This window comes from Ferdinandcohnia sp. SAFN-114 (assembly GCF_059415045.1).
The window spans coordinates 1-17,010 of the sequence record NZ_JBPFDQ010000109.1; the positions used below are offsets into that span (position 1 = coordinate 1).

General features: G+C 36.5%; 15 protein-coding genes, 1 pseudogene and 2 riboswitches. Of the genes and pseudogenes, 3 read left to right on the forward strand and 13 right to left on the reverse strand.

The window, feature by feature from the left end:
- Positions 1-18 precede the first annotated feature (18 nt).
- The 5 genes from ACR65M_RS23700 to ACR65M_RS23720 all read right to left on the reverse strand — a co-directional run bounded on the left by ACR65M_RS23700 (position 19) and on the right by ACR65M_RS23720 (position 5,539).
- On the reverse strand, positions 19-927 hold the full coding sequence (locus ACR65M_RS23700) for a hypothetical protein (RefSeq protein WP_440274573.1): 909 nt from the start codon (positions 925-927) through the stop codon (positions 19-21).
- Positions 899-1,585: a response regulator transcription factor gene (locus ACR65M_RS23705; protein WP_440274574.1), complete on the reverse strand. Its 687-nt coding sequence runs from the start codon at positions 1,583-1,585 to the stop codon at positions 899-901. The genes ACR65M_RS23700 and ACR65M_RS23705 overlap by 29 nt, the downstream gene beginning before the upstream one ends.
- Before the next feature lie 240 nt (positions 1,586-1,825).
- Positions 1,826-2,476 (reverse strand): carboxymuconolactone decarboxylase family protein, encoded by a 651-nt coding sequence (locus ACR65M_RS23710; protein WP_440274575.1) that lies wholly within the window; start codon positions 2,474-2,476, stop codon positions 1,826-1,828.
- 144 nt (positions 2,477-2,620) lie between these two features.
- Positions 2,621-2,729: riboswitch (SAM riboswitch) on the reverse strand.
- Positions 2,730-2,927: 198 nt separating this feature from the next.
- Positions 2,928-4,544 carry a PAS domain S-box protein gene (locus ACR65M_RS23715; RefSeq protein ID WP_440274576.1) on the reverse strand — a complete coding sequence of 539 codons (1,617 nt, stop codon included), beginning with the start codon at positions 4,542-4,544 and terminating at the stop codon, positions 2,928-2,930.
- A 143-nt stretch (positions 4,545-4,687) separates the two neighbouring features.
- The gene (locus ACR65M_RS23720; RefSeq protein WP_440274577.1) at positions 4,688-5,539 is read right to left on the reverse strand and encodes an AraC family transcriptional regulator; all 852 of its coding nucleotides are present in this window, start codon (positions 5,537-5,539) and stop codon (positions 4,688-4,690) included.
- 424 nt (positions 5,540-5,963) lie between these two features.
- On the opposite strand from ACR65M_RS23720, the gene ACR65M_RS23725 reads away from it, so the two are divergent.
- Positions 5,964-7,634, forward strand: a complete 1,671-nt coding sequence (locus ACR65M_RS23725; RefSeq protein ID WP_440274578.1) for a pectate lyase family protein — start codon at positions 5,964-5,966, stop codon at positions 7,632-7,634.
- Positions 7,635-7,676: 42 nt separating this feature from the next.
- Here ACR65M_RS23725 and tenA read toward each other — a convergent pair whose 3' ends face one another.
- From tenA to ACR65M_RS23750, 5 genes are all read right to left on the reverse strand, one after another.
- A complete protein-coding gene (gene tenA, locus ACR65M_RS23730) occupies positions 7,677-8,357 on the reverse strand; it encodes a thiaminase II (RefSeq protein WP_440274579.1) in 681 nt (226 codons plus the stop codon).
- 110 nt (positions 8,358-8,467) lie between these two features.
- A riboswitch (TPP riboswitch) is annotated at positions 8,468-8,568 on the reverse strand.
- Positions 8,569-8,686: 118 nt separating this feature from the next.
- Entirely contained in the window at positions 8,687-9,334 is a 648-nt protein-coding gene (locus ACR65M_RS23735) for a lysozyme inhibitor LprI family protein (protein WP_440274580.1), read from the reverse strand.
- A 132-nt stretch (positions 9,335-9,466) separates the two neighbouring features.
- Positions 9,467-9,925 carry a glycine zipper domain-containing protein gene (locus tag ACR65M_RS23740; protein ID WP_341331190.1) on the reverse strand — a complete coding sequence of 153 codons (459 nt, stop codon included), beginning with the start codon at positions 9,923-9,925 and terminating at the stop codon, positions 9,467-9,469.
- Positions 9,926-10,143: 218 nt separating this feature from the next.
- Positions 10,144-10,641, reverse strand: coding sequence for a hypothetical protein (locus ACR65M_RS23745; RefSeq protein ID WP_440274581.1), 498 nt, complete (start codon positions 10,639-10,641; stop codon positions 10,144-10,146).
- A gap of 167 nt (positions 10,642-10,808) precedes the next feature.
- Entirely contained in the window at positions 10,809-13,049 is a 2,241-nt protein-coding gene (locus tag ACR65M_RS23750) for an ATP-binding cassette domain-containing protein (protein ID WP_440274586.1), read from the reverse strand.
- A 231-nt stretch (positions 13,050-13,280) separates the two neighbouring features.
- Here ACR65M_RS23750 and ACR65M_RS23755 point away from each other — a divergent pair, with 231 nt between their 5' ends.
- Positions 13,281-14,342: a DUF6081 family protein gene (locus tag ACR65M_RS23755; RefSeq protein WP_440274582.1), complete on the forward strand. Its 1,062-nt coding sequence runs from the start codon at positions 13,281-13,283 to the stop codon at positions 14,340-14,342.
- Positions 14,343-14,725: 383 nt separating this feature from the next.
- Positions 14,726-15,131, forward strand: a pseudogene (locus tag ACR65M_RS23760) (oxidoreductase); the annotation flags it as partial.
- Between the two features lie 286 nt (positions 15,132-15,417).
- Here ACR65M_RS23760 and ACR65M_RS23765 read toward each other — a convergent pair.
- The 3 genes from ACR65M_RS23765 to ACR65M_RS23775 are packed head-to-tail and all read right to left on the reverse strand — an operon-like array spanning position 15,418 to position 16,472.
- A complete protein-coding gene (locus ACR65M_RS23765; protein ID WP_440274583.1) occupies positions 15,418-15,747 on the reverse strand; it encodes a hypothetical protein in 330 nt (109 codons plus the stop codon).
- Entirely contained in the window at positions 15,740-16,267 is a 528-nt protein-coding gene (locus tag ACR65M_RS23770; protein ID WP_440274584.1) for a hypothetical protein, read from the reverse strand. The genes ACR65M_RS23765 and ACR65M_RS23770 overlap by 8 nt, the downstream gene beginning before the upstream one ends.
- A gap of 4 nt (positions 16,268-16,271) precedes the next feature.
- Positions 16,272-16,472, reverse strand: a complete 201-nt coding sequence (locus ACR65M_RS23775; protein WP_440274585.1) for a helix-turn-helix transcriptional regulator — start codon at positions 16,470-16,472, stop codon at positions 16,272-16,274.
- Positions 16,473-17,010: the final 538 nt, after the last annotated feature.

Genomic DNA, 17,010 nt, shown 5'->3' on the forward strand with positions numbered 1-17,010 from the left:
TAAACTTTTTTATGAAGGCTACCAAGCGAAAGCGCGGTAGAAAAATCTGTGTCTATTTTCTTGACATAGTATCATTAACTCTTGATCGTGAAATGATTTTCTACCAACTACTAGCACTAAATAAATAAATGAAAGAATGAATCCTGCCAAGTATCCTAATATTTGATATAAACTTGTAGTAGCAACTGCTTTTACCTCTTGCCACTTTTGTGCTTTTTCATTTAAAAATTGTTTCGAAAATCCTACAAAAATAACGGTGTTTTCCATATCAATTTCATCGATTTGCTCGGTAATTCGATATAAATGCTCATTTTTCTCTGTTTCCTTTGGATAAAACTCTTGTTTGTATTCCTCAAATATCATGTATGCTGGTGACGTTTCAAACTGCTCTTTATTCGTACTCGAACTATTTGCAAACACATTGGTACCATCACTTGCATAAAAGATTGGCTCATAATCATCAAGATTTTGAATGAGCATATGAAACTCTTTTAAATCTTCTTTGATCATCTGATTTTTTGCTTCAGCGAGCTTATCAGCATACTCTTCTTCAAATTTATCAAAGTTCTTCTCTTCACTTAACTCAGGATTATAAGACCTAGAATATTGAAACTCTGTGTAATATAAATCTTCTTCTGCTTGCTTCCATTCTTCCTGAGTAAGGGTATTGCCACTTAAAATATGTTCCTCACTTTTATATTTCCCTAATAGTCTTGTGAGGTCTCCAATCAACCTTTCACTTTCCTTTACATAGGCCATGCTCTCTATGTAATGCTCTTCGGTTACGCTGCTAAAATTCCCATCATTCACAATCTCCACTTCAACAACGGCTCGAGCTATTCCTGTAAAACACAAGATCGCAATGACAAAAACAATGATTTTCGTTATAATCGAGTGGCTATATTTTTTCCACTTTATATCCAACACCCCACACCACCTTCAAATATTTTGGTTCTTTCGGATTGATTTCGATTTTCTCTCTGATTTTTCGAATATGAACGGTAACGGTATTTTCCGGGTTAAAGGAGGGTTCGTTCCATACCTTTTCATATATCTCCTCGATTGAAAATACTCTTCCCACGTTTTCTGTCAGAAGCCTTACAATTTTATATTGCACGGGTGTAAGGTGGACTTCCTCGCCATCGACCGTGACCGTTTTACTTTCATCATCGATAATCAATCCCCCAGTCTGAACTATATTGGTTCTCGTATCAAGGCCACCGAAAGTTGTATATCTTCTCAGTTGGGATTTAACTCTTGCAATAAGTTCCAACGGATTAAAAGGCTTCGTCATGTAATCATCTGCCCCAATATTTAGGCCTAATATTTTGTCATGATCCTCTGATTTTGCAGAAAGCATGATTAAAGGAATATTGTTTTCTTTCCGAATTTCCATAGTTGCTCTCATTCCATCCATTTTCGGCATCATCAGATCCATGATAATAAGATGGATTTCCTGACTTTTGATGACCTCGATTGCTTCTAGTCCATTGGAAGCTTTACAAACCGTATAGCCTTCATTCTCTAAGTAAATACCAATCGCATCGACGATGGCTTGATCATCGTCACAAACCAATATATTCATAACGTTCACTCCTACTTGTGGTGTTCACCATTTCTATCAACTCCTTAGAATTTACTATAAGGAAAGGATATCAATCAAATCTTAACAAACACTGCATGCAAATCTTAAGATTTTCTTATTATTTTGAGATGCAAATCCTAGTCTATCATGAAAATATAGGTGGAAAATAAAAAGAGAACACAGACCTTTGGTTAGGTTTGTGTTCCCCTTCTATTAAAAGATTATGTTTTATATGGTTAATTACTTCTCATCATACGCATTAAGCGCATTTACACTGTGTGCCAAAGCAGAACCTGCTTTTAATGCTACTGCCACGAAAATCGCTTCTGAGATTTCTTCTAAATCAGCACCCGCTCTTTTGGCATTTTTCGTATGTAGGTTAATGCAATACGCGCAACCTGTTGTGTGCGCACATGCCACCGCGATTAACTCTTTCTCTTTTTCTGTTAAGTTTTTCGCCTTAAGAGATTTTGTGTCAAAATCAATAAATGCTTTAAAAGCCTCACCATTTAAATCAGCAAATTCTTTTAGTCTTGCAAAATAAGCCTCTTTATATAGATCTTCATCGCCATTTCCATCATAGGCATTGAGTGCATTCACACCATGTGCTAAAGCGGAACCTGCCTTTAATGCTGTTGCAACAAAAATAGCCTCTGCTACTTCTTCTCTAGAAGACTCATTCTTCTTTGCATTCCCAACATGTAAATCAATGCAATAAGGACAACCTGTAATATGTGCTACTGCAACCGCAATCAATTCCTTTTGCTTTACGGAAAGCTTGCCTGCAGCTAGTGCTCGGCTATCAAACTTTATAAATGATTGAAATGCTTCAGGTGCATATTTTTTCAATTCTGGTAGTCTTCCGAAATATTCCTTTTTGTACAAACTCATCGTAAATCTCTCCCTTAGCTATTTTTCACCAAATAAAATACAACTTTTCACATTAATTTACTCACCTTAAAATCAAATACCCTTATTTCCAGTGAATAAAATGTAAAAGCCCCTTCCGATGAGGAAGAGGCAATATGTATCCCACACTCATCTTTCAAGCAAATGCTTGCTGGAATTAGCACCTAGTTACATTCTTTGTAACGGTTGCTGCGGGTTCACTGGACCAGGTTCCTCCCCCGACTCTCGATAAGAGATGTCGTATTTTATTTTTGTAATATTTAACAATATTAGCGTACATGAAGTCACATGAGGTTGTCAACTGAAATATCAAATTATTTCGAAAATATATCTAACGGAACTTAATAGATAATGAGCAAAGAAAAACGACATATACATGTCGTTTTCGATACAATCTAAATGATAAACTACAGAGATTAAAAACTCCCCCTTGTTATCTATCATAGATTTTATATAAGGTTTTTGTTTTCTTTGCGTGGTACATGGCCAAATCAGCATGACGCAAAAGTAACTCCATGTCTACTCCATGTTCTGGATAGAAGACAACTCCAATACTTGTTGAAATTTCAGCAATCGTATTTGAAACGTAGATGGGCTGCTGGATAACCCTCGCTATACTGTTTGCAGTCACACTTATTTCTTCATCATTTTTTCGACCAGGAAGTACGATCGCAAATTCATCTCCACCTATACGATAGACAAGACCTACAGAACCAAGGACTCCAGTTAATCGGGCTGTTACTTTGATTAGTACCATATCACCAGCTTGATGACCAAACTCATCGTTAACCGATTTAAGACCATGCAAATCTAAATACATAATGGTAAACAATGAATCCTTTTCAATCTCTTCCATTAAATCTAAATGGAATTTAAGGCGGTTAGGTAAATCTGTTAAGGTATCATGGTAGGCACGGTACCTGATTAAGTCCTCTTCCTTCTTTTTCTCGGTCACATCCCAGAACACGACTTGGACAGCTGATTCACCGTTTAATTTAGTTGGGATTCCACTTACTTCAACATCAATCTCCTGACCATCTATGCGTACGAATTTTTCATATAAGGTTGGCTCATAAATGCCATTGTCTTCAATATTCTTAATCCTTCTTGATACGATAAGTCGAAAATCCGGGTGAATAATATCATATATTGGAATACCTTCTATCAATTTTTCATCTGTGATTCCTAATAATTGCAAAGCTGCAGGGTTGGCATATTGGATAACACCTTTTTGATGGACTAAAATACCCAATGGGGAATAATCGACTAATTGTCGATAACGGTCCTCACTTTCTTTCAATGCCTGTTCCATTTTTTTTCGTTCCGTAATATTACGATAACTAACTAAAATAGCCCTTTTTTCCATATAAGAGATTGGAACCGCCGATATAACTGCATCAACAATACGGCCATTTTTACTGCGTATTTTTAAATCTAAATCAAGAAGTTGCTTATTTTGATCGATAATTTCTTGGCTCCGAGTTTGAATCAATTCATGCATGCTAGGATCAATAAATCTCATAATTGACTCCCCAATCATATCTTCAGCAAACGTGTCAACTAGTTTAGCTGCAGACTCATTCGCGTATAAGATAATCTCTCCATCAAATACCAAGATAGGGTCCGGTGAATAATTTAAGAGGTTACGAAACCTTTCTTCACTCTCAAGTAAACTAAGCTGTAAATTCTTTTTATCAGTTATATCAAGAATTTGAGCAATTAGGTAGAACGTTTTATCGTCTTGTTGAAAAATCGAAACGGAAAGAAAAACCCATACTATATTTCCATTTTTATGAAAGTATCTCTTTTCCATTTCATAAGAACTTTTTTTACCTTTTATTAGTTCTTGCACAAATCTAAGATCTTCTTCTAAATCATCCGGGTGTGTAATCTGTTGAAAGGTAAGAGATAATAGTTCCTCTTCTAAATAGCCAGTAATCTTTGATAGTGCTGGATTTGTTTTTATACACTGCCCTTCTAGTGAAAACAAGGCCATGCCTATAGGTGAATAATGAAAAGCTTGTTCAAACCGATTAATAAAATGTAACATTAAATAAACTACCTCTACTATGAAATTTCTATCTTATCGTATAATACCACCAATTCCATATTATCGTTAGTTTTAATTATTTTATGCAACTTATTGACGCTTTTATTTTTAGTAGCTCAACAAAATCAAGAAATTAAAGATGATTATCGTTCTGCTTTTAGAATCCTAAATTGATTCGGGGACATGCCTGTATTCCTCTTAAACACTCGCCAAAAATGAACATGATTGGAATAACCCACTTTTCCTGCAATTTGATTCACTTTCAAGCTTGTATGTATTAAGTATCTTTTTGCTTCATTTATACGGATCGCGTTCAAGTATTCAATAAAACTGCATCCAGTGTATTTTTTAAAAAGTCTACTTATATACTGCTCATTTACATGAAAATGATAGGATAAAACACCAAGTGAAATATCGCTTGTAAAATTGTTATTAATAAATGTAATAATCTTTTCGATTTCATTTTTACCAGTGTTATCTTGTTGTCCCGAAACCTTCATCTTTTCTAAAGGACACGCATCCTCTATCAGTCTATTACTTTCAATTAATAATTGGGATAGCAAAGCTCTAAGGTACATATCCCTTTCCTTTAGATTCTTCTGGTACTCCTCGAATAGCCTCATTATGATAGTGTTAATTAATTCTCTTTTATTTTGAGGAATCGATATAATGTACGGTCCATTTTCAAAGAGCTGCTTCACGATATGTTGTTCGCCTAAACTCAAGAAGCACTCCCTAAAGTTTATCACCATTCGCTCATACACTTGATTGCTTTTCTTGACCGTTTTATGGATCACATTTTTATCAATAAAAACGAGATGCTGATTCTTTACTAGGTACTCTTCCCCATTAATAATGTAAATCCGTTCCCCTTTGGATAAATAATAAATTTCGTAATCTTGGTGCAGATGATGTGTTGCCATTGACGGATGGTATCCACTAAAACGATTTATATAAAAAGGCTGTTCACGAAGAGAAACACTTATTTTTTGCACCACTATTCAACTCCTCTCCAAATGAGCCAACAAAATTCTTTATTCGTGTTCTCATTTTTCACCCGCTTAAAACTTGTACTCTAGTTATGTTCTTTTTATTACATGTTCATCTGCCCATATCCTTCATTTTTTAAGGAATCGCAACTTTACTCCTATTTAACAAACGAGGAACTAGGAAAAAGGAACCCCCTCTCATGTGTACATGCCTTAACACCTTCGAAAATGTAAACAGAAACGTCTTCTTCTCACAAAATATGTAATGAGATGCTTGCTAAACTAATATAGAAGTTTTTGAATTATTTCTGATGAAAGGGTTTACAAGAATGATCTGATGATTACTTTTAGATGTACGCTGGGAGGTGAAATTTAAAGGTTTTTGGTTTACATCCAGACTTAATTTTAAAAATTGCAAAGGTGGTATTTTATGAAGTTTAGAAAAGCAATGGTATTGGTTATGGTTTTTTCCTTATTTGCGCCATTTTTCTTGACCGGAAATGGTACGGCTCACGCTGCAGCAATCGATTCGATTCCCAACACTATTAGGTATATGAAAGATTATGACAGTAGTTTTCTATCTGTTTCTGGTTATGCCTCAATAGGGGTGAATGACCGAAGTGAATACATTGATACACCCTATTATCGACAGGTCAAAACAGAAAGAGAGTTTTTACAGGCCATTTTGGATGCACAAGCTGGAAGTGTGAAAGTAATTGAAATCGCTAAGGACTTAAATTTTGGGTGGAAGAATCTAAATCTGAGTTCTGAGGAAACAAAGAAGTTTCGTTTCATTACGAAATATCGAGATCCTATGAACGGATTTACCAATCCAAAAATAGAAGCTTCTGGTGTTTCACAACTAAATATTGATAATGTTGAAGGACTCACGATTTTTTCAAAAAAAGGAAAAACGATAAGATCTGTCGAGTTAAAATTACAACGGTCTACGAACGATTTCGTCATTCGTAATCTGAACTTTGATGGCATGTGGCAATGGGATGATACAGGAAAACACAAGGAAGTAGGCTGGACTTATATTAAAATAAATGGTGCCAACAATGTATGGATTGACCATTGCAAATTTCCAATTGCAGCGGATGGATTAATTGATACAGAGAACGGTGGCTCCAACATCACCATTTCCTGGTCTGAATTCGGATTACCTGCAGATGAAAATCCCTCAACAGACACTGATATTTATCAAACGATTCAATTTATGGAAGAGAAATATGCTTCAAATGAACTGAATTCCGATAGTGTGTATTACAACATGCGAAATGAAGGTGCCACTAAAGAACAAATCATGGCCTATGCTGCGTATCACAGTAAGGTGCATTTATCAGGTTCAGGTGATAAAGACTATGTGAATTATGTGTCTAGTAGTGGCGATGAGATAAAGGATGGCAATCAAAGAATACGTTTAACACTCGCTTATAATACCTATACCAATGTTGGACAGAGAATTCCTATGATACGCCAAGGTTCTGGTCATGCGTACAACTTGTATTTGGACAATTCCTCTCATCAAGCGATTTTAGAGAATGTCTCGGCAATTGCTGAATTCGGAACAGATACACTTTCACGGGCACTAAATGCTAGAAATGGAGCCTCGATTGCAGCAGATACATCTGTATTCAATGACATTAACGAGCCAATCATTGGTGCGGAGATTCAGGGATTAGATACTAAAAATATGGACGCCCAATGGGCTGAGTTATTCCAAGCTGCTTATAATAGAAACTTAATTGTAAACTCAAAAATTACCAACCAATATGGCACGTATACAGGAAGCAGCTGGGACAATAATGGTGAAAACCTGTTTACAACAGGATTTACATGGTATGACAAATCAACAATCGGAAATTGGGCATGGTCTTCTCATATTATTGGAAGTGAAAATATGAGTAAAATGAATCCACCTACTGATCCATTTACCTTTGAATATAACTATGACGAGAAACTTCCTTATACGTATACCGTGGTTCCTTTAGACAGCGTTGTTCCAACACTTACAAAATATGCAGGAGCAAACAAGGTAAATATGAGCCCAATCGCATGGTTAAAAACTGACTATAACTCCAACAGTAAAGGTCGATAATATAGGGGGACAGAGGTTCTTTGTCCCTCTGTCCCCTTGTACTTACAGTTTAATTGGCCACTCCTCAAGGTTTTCAGCCATATCCCAGAACATATACTCAAACAAACTGGTTTTGACGACGATTTCTTCAAGTACTGCTAAATCTCGCTCCGGTTTTTCGTAGGCGATTTCATTGATTAGCGTCTTACAATCTTCCGCCAAGGCAGAAAACTCATCGGATGAATACATTTTCACCCATTCCCCATAAAATTCATGATCAACTGCTCCAGGCCATGTTACGAGCTCTTTTCCAATAAAGTTATAACTCCATGCACAAGCAAGGACTGCTGAGACAACATTTTCTACACCACCGAGCTGCGCCACATTCAACATGTAGCTTGTGTAAGATGTTGTAGTTGATGCAGGCTTTGTTGCCTCAAGCTCTTCAGTTGATATTCCAAATTTTGCGGCATATTGGCGGTGAAGATCCATCTCCATCTCTAATGTCCCATGCAAAAGATTTGCAAATATGGACATCGTTTTTAAATCTGGAGCCTTTGCACTCCCTAATGCAAATAGACGGCAATATTCAATCAGGTACACATAATCCTGCTTCATATAATGCTTAAACTTATCCTTATCCAACCAACCCTCGCCAATCCCTTTCACAAATGGATGCTCCAAATACGAATTCCAGATAGGCTCCACTCGATTCCATAAACGATCTGTAAATAAACTACTCACTTACTTGCCCCTCTCTCCATTTGACCTTGGGGGAGATAAAAAAAACAAAAACCCATCACTAGTTTGCTTGGGTATGGGTTAGGCAATATAAAATCGTTTAGTTTAAACATAACGTGCCAACTCCACTTCCCTACGCTAGTGTTACCTAGATCAGGTTCAAAGGGTCGATAATTCTATCTCTCAGCACAAATATGCTCCCCTAGTCGAATTGTTAGATTATTAAGTTACTAGATACTAGTTAATCATAGTGGCTATGAAAAGGCAAGTACTCATGTCCATTGTCCCGCTTGAGCCATTGTCCTACTCCGAGCTTCCCCTAGTAAAAGCAATCATTTCATATACTTTGCAACCAACGCATAGCATCTTTCCCTGGTTAGACTTGCTTGGGTAGCAACATATTCTAAGGTTTCCGTCGAGCCACCCTCATATTTCAGTGAAGATTCTTTTGCAGTTTCATCTCTATATTTAATCCAATTCCGCTGTTCTTCTCGTAATTGATCCATCTGTTCAGAATCAAGCTGTTCATTCAACACACCATAAATCTCGTTCAATTTCTGATCCCACTTTTTATACCTTGCCGCTTCTTGTTCTTCCAATTCTGCCATGGTTGTTGTATCTTCGGCGTTTCTATCTGCTTCTTCCATTTCATTTAATTCTTTGAGATATGTATCCTTCATACCTTCGTTTATTTCTTTGTTGTTACTAGACTCCGATGGCTCTTCATTTTCATTCGTTAATGGTTCTTTAGATGTCACATCTTTGTTTTTAATCTGAGTATGTTCAGGACCCTCAGATTTAACTGTTTCACCTGGCTCCTCATCGGTAACCGGTTCTTCCTCTGTTTTTAGATCGGTGCTAGTTTCTGATTCTTCATTTTCTGGTTTAGCATTTGCCTCATCCGTTGAATTACTACATGCAACCAACGAGAATAATGCTATGATAATTATTACAATTTGTAAACGCTGTTTATTTTTCATTACACTGCCTCCTCTACCAAACTAGTATATCATAAAATTTTCCAGTAACATTTAAGGAAGTTCAAATTCTTTTTTAAGCAATCCTCACCTAATGCAAACAAAAAACACTCACATTTGTAAGTGTTCGATCGACTATATTGTGTTACCTTTTTTCTTAGCATCTGCATCCAAACCAGCACCAATGGCAATACCCATGCTCATACCAAACGATATACCTAACGCAAAGTTGTCAATTATTGTTAATCCAAACACTACACCTAAACTCATACCAATGGACATATATAATGATAGATAAAATCCTTCTGATACCAACTTATGCTTCTTCTGAAGATGTGAAACAATTCCTTGAATGACTTGTTTATGCTGTTTACATTCTTGCTCAATACTATCTATTTTTGCTTCTAACCCCATAAAATGTTTCTTTAAATCAACTAGATGTTCTCGACATTCCTCACAATTCGTCGATAAAGAATCCAGCTTTTCAACCACTCTTTCACATTTATTTAAATCAAGTTTTTTTGCTTGTTCTTTACTTATGTTACTCCTTAGCTTCCTTAAATTTGTTTTTATATCGTCTACAAGATTTTTCAATACACCACCGCCTAATGAAATCTTAATTTGGCCAAGGATCGTTTTTTCTTATACCTTATATACGAATAAAACTCGATTTAGTTTCATTTTTCCATCCACTTTTTACCACTCCTGTTAAAACCGATACAAAAAAAGGAGAGGATTAACAATAATCCTCCCGGTTCCTTTAATTTTTAAACTACTCCATATATTAATGAACATTACTCACGAAATTAAGATTAATCAACCATATTGGCGAATGGCCTCTTTCTATGTATTTTTTTAAAACCTTTAATCAGTTGATTTTTTACATCATTAGGATCCTCAACGGTTAGTTCCTTCCAACAAACAATCAAATGATTAATATCCTCTATTTGCCAAATAACCCTACCACCGTAGTGGCTTGCATTTTTCCCACTACCAAATTTTAACAACTGTTTTATTCTTGAATTCAAAGTTGCAGAGCTTTTTCCACCACCGGCTTTCCCGATATAGATTACTTTCGTATTCTTTATCCAACTTTCATTTAATTTTTCTACTGGAACATTCGGATTTTTCCTTTTAAAATAACCACCCGTACCTTCTGTTAAAAACTCTGGTGAATCATCAGGGGTATAAAGCACCATATAAACCCCTTTATTATGTGGAACGATAGAGTGATTTTGCATCAATTCAGTAACCGGAATATAACCTTCGAAGCCATAATCTTTAATTGATTTAAAATTATTATAATCCATAACATCACCTCATTAAATGAGTATGAGTGCAACTTACTTTTATTCAATCTAATTGTATAGAAACAGGATCATTATCCACCTTGGCTACTGATGCGTCCTTTCGTTATTCATTTAAAAAAGGCACCTGAACCCTTAAGTATACAGGGTTTAGGCACCTCTTCTTTTCTTTAAATATACTTAGCTGTTATTGATCGTTCACAATTTTTTAGTCCTCCAGGTGGCCCTTCATATAAAATTTCTCCACCACCTGTACCTCCATCTGGACCTAAATCAATAATCCAATCACTATTTCGTATGACGTCTAGGTTATGTTCTATGACAATAACTGTATTACCCTTTTCAACTAATTTTTCGATAATCGCTAGAATATTGGAAACATCGGACAGATGCAGTCCGGTTGTCGGTTCATCTAGAATATAGATATTCCCCTTTTTATTTATCTCTTTTGCGAGCTTCAGTCGTTGACTTTCTCCACCAGATAATGTGTTTAGTGGTTGGCCTAAAGACAAATATCCAAGTCCAACAGTCGCCATACTTGTCAATTGTCGCTTGATATCTTTTGCTTCAAAAAACTCCACAGCTTCTGAGACAGACATATCCATAACCTCTACAATATTTTTTCCTTTGTATAGGTATTGAAGGACCTCGTGTTTGTAACGATCTCCATGACATTCACTGCATTCCATTTCCATTTTATCCATGAAGGATAAGTTAAGCTCTACCGTTCCTGTTCCACCACATGTTTCACAGGCTCCTTTTGAATTATAGCTGAATAGTCCACTCTCCACATTGTTCGCTTCTGAAAATGCTTTTCGAATCGAATTCATAATACCGGAGAAGGTTGCCGGGTTGGATCGTATGTTACCATGAACTTGGCTTTGGTCTATTCGAATGGAATCTGGAAAATCCTTTGCAAAAACCTCGTTTACAAGCGTACTTTTACCAGAACCCGCTACCCCCGTAACAACAGTAAAAACACCGATTGGCACGCGAATGCTCACATTTTTCAAATTGTGGAGACTACTTTTTTTACTTTCCAAAAACTCATTAACTGGTCTCGGATTTGTTTTAATTTCCATTTTCTTGTTTAAAAACTGAGCGGTAAGTGTTTCAGAAGATAATAGCCCCTGATAACTTCCACTAAACATGATATGTCCTCCACCAGTACCTGCATTTGGACCAACATCGATGATATGGTCTGCAATTTGAATAACATCAGGGTCATGCTCCACAACTAAAACCGTATTTCCCTTATCTCTTAACTTTACTAGTAATTCATTTAATCGGTAGACATCACGTGGATGTAGTCCTGTACTTGGTTCATCAAATATGTACATTAATCCAGTTAGGTTACTGGACAAATATTTCACCATTTTTACACGCTGAGACTCTCCACCAGATAGAGTAGGTGTTTCCCTTGTTAAGGTCAAATAACTTAGTCCAATGTCGCAAAGATTTTTAACACGTTCTGCAACCCCGACTACAATTGGTTTCACACTTGGTACATCAAAGCTTTGAAGAACATCCATTAATTCATCGAGTTGCATGGATGTCAGGTCATAAATGGAATAACCTTTGAAAGTTGAAGACAAGACCTTCTCATTGTACCGTGTCCCTTGGCAGCTAGGGCATTTGCCAGTTGTCGTAAATTCTTTCAGCTTTTTCTCAGCAGCTTTCGATGTATCTTTATCTCGATTCACATTTTGTCTCATAAATTTAACGGCCAAGCCCTCATACGTTGTGTTAATCTCACCATTCATATAATTAACGACGATTTTTTCCTCACCGGCATAAACGAGCTTTTCAAACTCTTCCTTGGTATAATCCTTTATTTTCTTATCGTTGTCGAAGAATCCAGACTCAGCATATGCTTTCCATTGCCATGTCCCTGGACCAAACCCCGGAAGTAAAATCGCTCCTTCATTTAAGGACTTTTCTTTATCTAACGCAGCTTCGAGGTTTAACGTAATCGTTCTACCAATCCCCTCACAATGTGGGCACATCCCAAGTGGATCATTAAAGGAATATGCATTACTCCAGCCAATGCTTGGTTGTGCAAACCGTGAAAAAAGAAGTCGTAACAAAGGATGAATGTCAGTAACCGTCCCAAGAGTTGATCTTGCATTACCACCAAGACGTTTCTGGTCAACTATAATCGCAGTGGAAAGATTATTAATTTCATCTGCCTCAGGTCGGCCGTATTTCGGCAGAAACTGACGGGCAAAACTACTAAAGGTCTCATTTAGCTGACGACCTGCTTCTTGTGCAATCGTATCAAAAACAATCGATGACTTCCCAGAACCAGACACCCCTGTAAAAATCGTTATTTTCCCCTTCGGAATTTGAACATGAACATTTTTCAAATTGTTCTCTCGACCATTAATAACTTCAATAAACTCCTGCTTCATCCAACCATCATCTCCCTTTATTTCGTACAATTTAGCTTGTCCATCTTACCATAACTTGGGACAGAGGGACAGGTCCCGCGTCCTAAACTGGGATACTAATTAATAGAATTTGTCGTTTTATTTAATAACTGTAATTTTATTTCCTTTAATATACTTTAATTGAATGTTTCTTTTAGAGAATGTGATGTTCGTTGTAGCAGTACTACTAATAAATTTTGAGGAGGTTTTAGGATGGGATTGAAAAAGGTTAAGATTGTCGTACTATCTCTTCTTTTAACATTCAGTGCAGTTTCAGTTGTTAGTGCTTCTTCATCTACGGTAGAACCGTTAGCACCCGGTACCACAAAGATCAAATGGGATGATTTCTCCAATGGTTTTGCTCAAGAAAAATGGTTTTATTTCTCAGCAGGTGATTATGTTGGCAATGATGGAATTATAACCACCTCCAATAAGGGACTAAAAGTCGTATCAAGTGGTATTAATCCTACTTCTGGCGAGCCAGCATTTACAAACACCTTGGCACAAGAACACAAAAACGGTGGTCTTCCTGGGGCAATCGATCATGTGAAATGGTTAGCCTATATGAATCATACAGCCTCAACGGGAGTTCCTGGTTTCGATGCTGTTTCTGGGAAGGTGCTTTCATTTGAAACTTGGATTTCTGGAAGAACATTCGGTACTCAATATCACCCTTTTGGAGATGCAATTGAAGATCCTAATGATATTCGTTTAGCAAGCTTTGCATTTAATACCATGGATATGCAGTCATTTATGGTCTTTGATTTTTTCATTACCAATGATCAAATTTATGCCTTTTATGAACGTCTTCCACTAGGCAGAGACACATTGGGGAACTATGCAGCATTTTCTTATAAGATTCCAGTTATGAAACGTAATCCTAAAGATGTCCATCGTCTTAAAATTTCATATGATAAAGACAAAGGAACTATCAGCTGGTATATAGATAACAGTCAAGTCTTCCAAGTTGATAAAATTGGCTATCACATTGACCGAAAATTTATGATCCTAGATCATGGAGGAAATGAAGAACTTGTAATACCTAACCAATTGGTAGCTGGATTAGGAATGTTTACACTAATGGACGCATATGAGAAAGGGAAAGGTCTTGTAAAGCTGTCAACTGAAGATGATTTCTATTTTGATCCAGTTCAAGGAGAATCAACTCCTCTAGAATTTGTGGATAACGAGAGTCTTGAAACTAGTCGAATATTTGGTCAAGGCGCTCAATTTGAAGTAAAGCAAGTAAATGTCCTGTATACACCTTCACATTAGTAAATCGAAAAGAGTGTAACCTAGGAAACAAAGGACATAGGTCTTAACTTCAGATGAATTCGAAGCGATTGACCAGATGTTTAAGTAGCATTTTCTTTCAAAAGTAACCCCTACCTATGATAAAATAAAATTCCTTGGCAGGGGCATTTCATAAAACGAGCTGGCATCTATATGACCAGCTCGTTTTTTTCGTATAACCACTAAATATGGTGGCTTCAATTCATCCATCGATTACCTCTCCCTATCATATAAGCAGAAAACTTTAAACTGTTTCTTATTGAATGTATCATTATTTTTGCACGCTAATAAAGAACCACTGATTAGCTAAGTATATAATGGTACTGCTTTTCTCATAACAATCAACTGTTAAGGAGGCTTCAACAATGAATGAAGACAATCAATTTATGCTATCAACTTACACTCTCCCTAATGGGGGTTGAATTAAAAAACAGGCTAGTCATGGCACCAATGACTAACTTCTCTTCTAATCCAGATGGAACTGTCTCAGATGCAGAAGTGAGTTACTATGCACGTCGTTCTAGTGAAGTGAGCATGGTGATTACGGCTTGTACATATGTTACACCGAATGGAAAAGGATTCCACGGTGAATTTGCTGGTGATACAGATGAGATGATTCCGAGCTTATCTCGATTAGCCAAAGCGATTAAAGAACAAGGTGCAAAAGCGATCTTACAAATCTTTCATGGCGGAAGAATGTGCCCTCCTGAATTAGTTCCAAATGGTGAAATTGTCAGTGCAAGTGATGTCCCTGCAGTTAGAGGAGGAGCATCTAGCTAAGCCTAATCCTTAATTAACTGTTTTTATACAGTTGTTCAATAAAGAAGCTACGTATAAAGGTTTTCTGAAGTGGAAACATAACAGCATCTAAAGGTGGCTTATAAAATTTGGAGGTGAAAATTATGTTAAGGGATTCAAAAGTGGATGCGAAGGGACATATTAAAAACAAACAAGACTCTAAAAAGCAAACGAAAAATAAACCTGAAACAAAATAGACTCAAAGGGACAGGACCATTGTTCCAAGCTGGTTCAATTAACCTGTCCCTACGTCCCACGATTATTGAATTTTACGATAGAGTTTATATTTATACCCATCAAGCAAAAAATGTTTTTTTTCTGATGCAATTTGTACAGCACTAGTTATATTTTTGTTCGAAATTGTTAAATCCTTTTGCATCGTTATCAGCTTTGCTTCATTTTCATTCATAATTAAATAGTAAGTTTCTCTTGTTTCCAGTTGTTTAACCGCACTTCCAAAAGATAAGATACCGTCCAAAAGAAAATCTACAATATTCCCTTTCGTACTTCTAACTTCTTTTTGCAAAAGTTCAAATATTACTGCACCTTTAGGAGCTACCTTAAGCACCTTTTCATCGTATTTATTCATTACTATCCTCCAACTCTTGTATTCTCCGATTGTATCTTTTTATATTGAATTCCTCCCAAATATAAGAAATCGTATAGAATACAATGATGGAGATCAAAAATTCAAGTATGTACAAAATAATCATATTCATTGTATCGCTCAGTCCCACGAACAATTGGAGAGCTTGCCATTCCTTTTCAACAAAGAATGTCGTAAGAAGATTTAAAACTAAAACAACTGTCGCAAAACCAATTGAATCCCAAAGATAGTGACGTTTTCTCTTTCTTTTAGATTGATCATCAGTTTCCGTAGGAACCATCTCACCTGTAATCATCCGGGGTATTGTTAGACTTTCATCCTTTCCTGCAAACCACGCTATTGATGCAGGTATCATTACGATAAAGATTATTTCCAATGTACTATTTGCAATATCTTTCGTACTTACATACTTCCAAATTGCTGAAACAAAAAGCAGAATGTACAAGATTGCTAGTGTAATTGCTATCCCCTTTGAAATCAACTGCTGACTTCTTTCATCCATCCCCTTACTCCTCCTCGTATTCAAAAATTTCTTCGATTGGCAATTTAAAAACCTTTGCTATGTCCCATGCTAATTTAAGCGAAGGACTGTACGTTCCGCGTTCCAGGTGTCCAATGGTTTCCCGTCTGACCCCTACTAACTTTGCTAATGTCTGCTGATTCATATTGTGTTTGGCACGATACTCTTTTAACTTAGTCTTCAACAATAATCATCACAACCTAAGTTTTTATGGTTTGTTATATATTTATAACATCTTGTTATAAATATATAACAAAATTATTTTTAAATCAAGATGAAACCATAATATTTTTTTATACTATTTGAAAGAATAAATTAGATTAGGACAAAACTTTTTTAAAATAATAAAAGACCAACCATAATGGTTGATCTTTTGATTGCCTAGCGACGTCCTACTTTCACAGAGGCATTGCTCCAACTACCATCGGCTTATGAGCTTAACTTCCGTGTTCGGTCGTCGGCTTCCGATGAGCGGCAGATTTCTGCGTCAGCTGCACTCGACTCCAATCCTCATGTACAAAGTACATTCCGGTTGTCGCTCCCTTGCTTCCTTGAACTCTTTGCTCCTCGAAACCCGACCTATTCTATTTTATTGTCTTATTCCCGTAAAAAACCTTCTTTTACACCACAAAACCTTTCGGTTTTGAAAAAACAAAAAAAGACCAACCATAACGGTTGATCTCTTAATTGCCTAGCGACGTCCTACTCTCACAGGGACAAAGTCC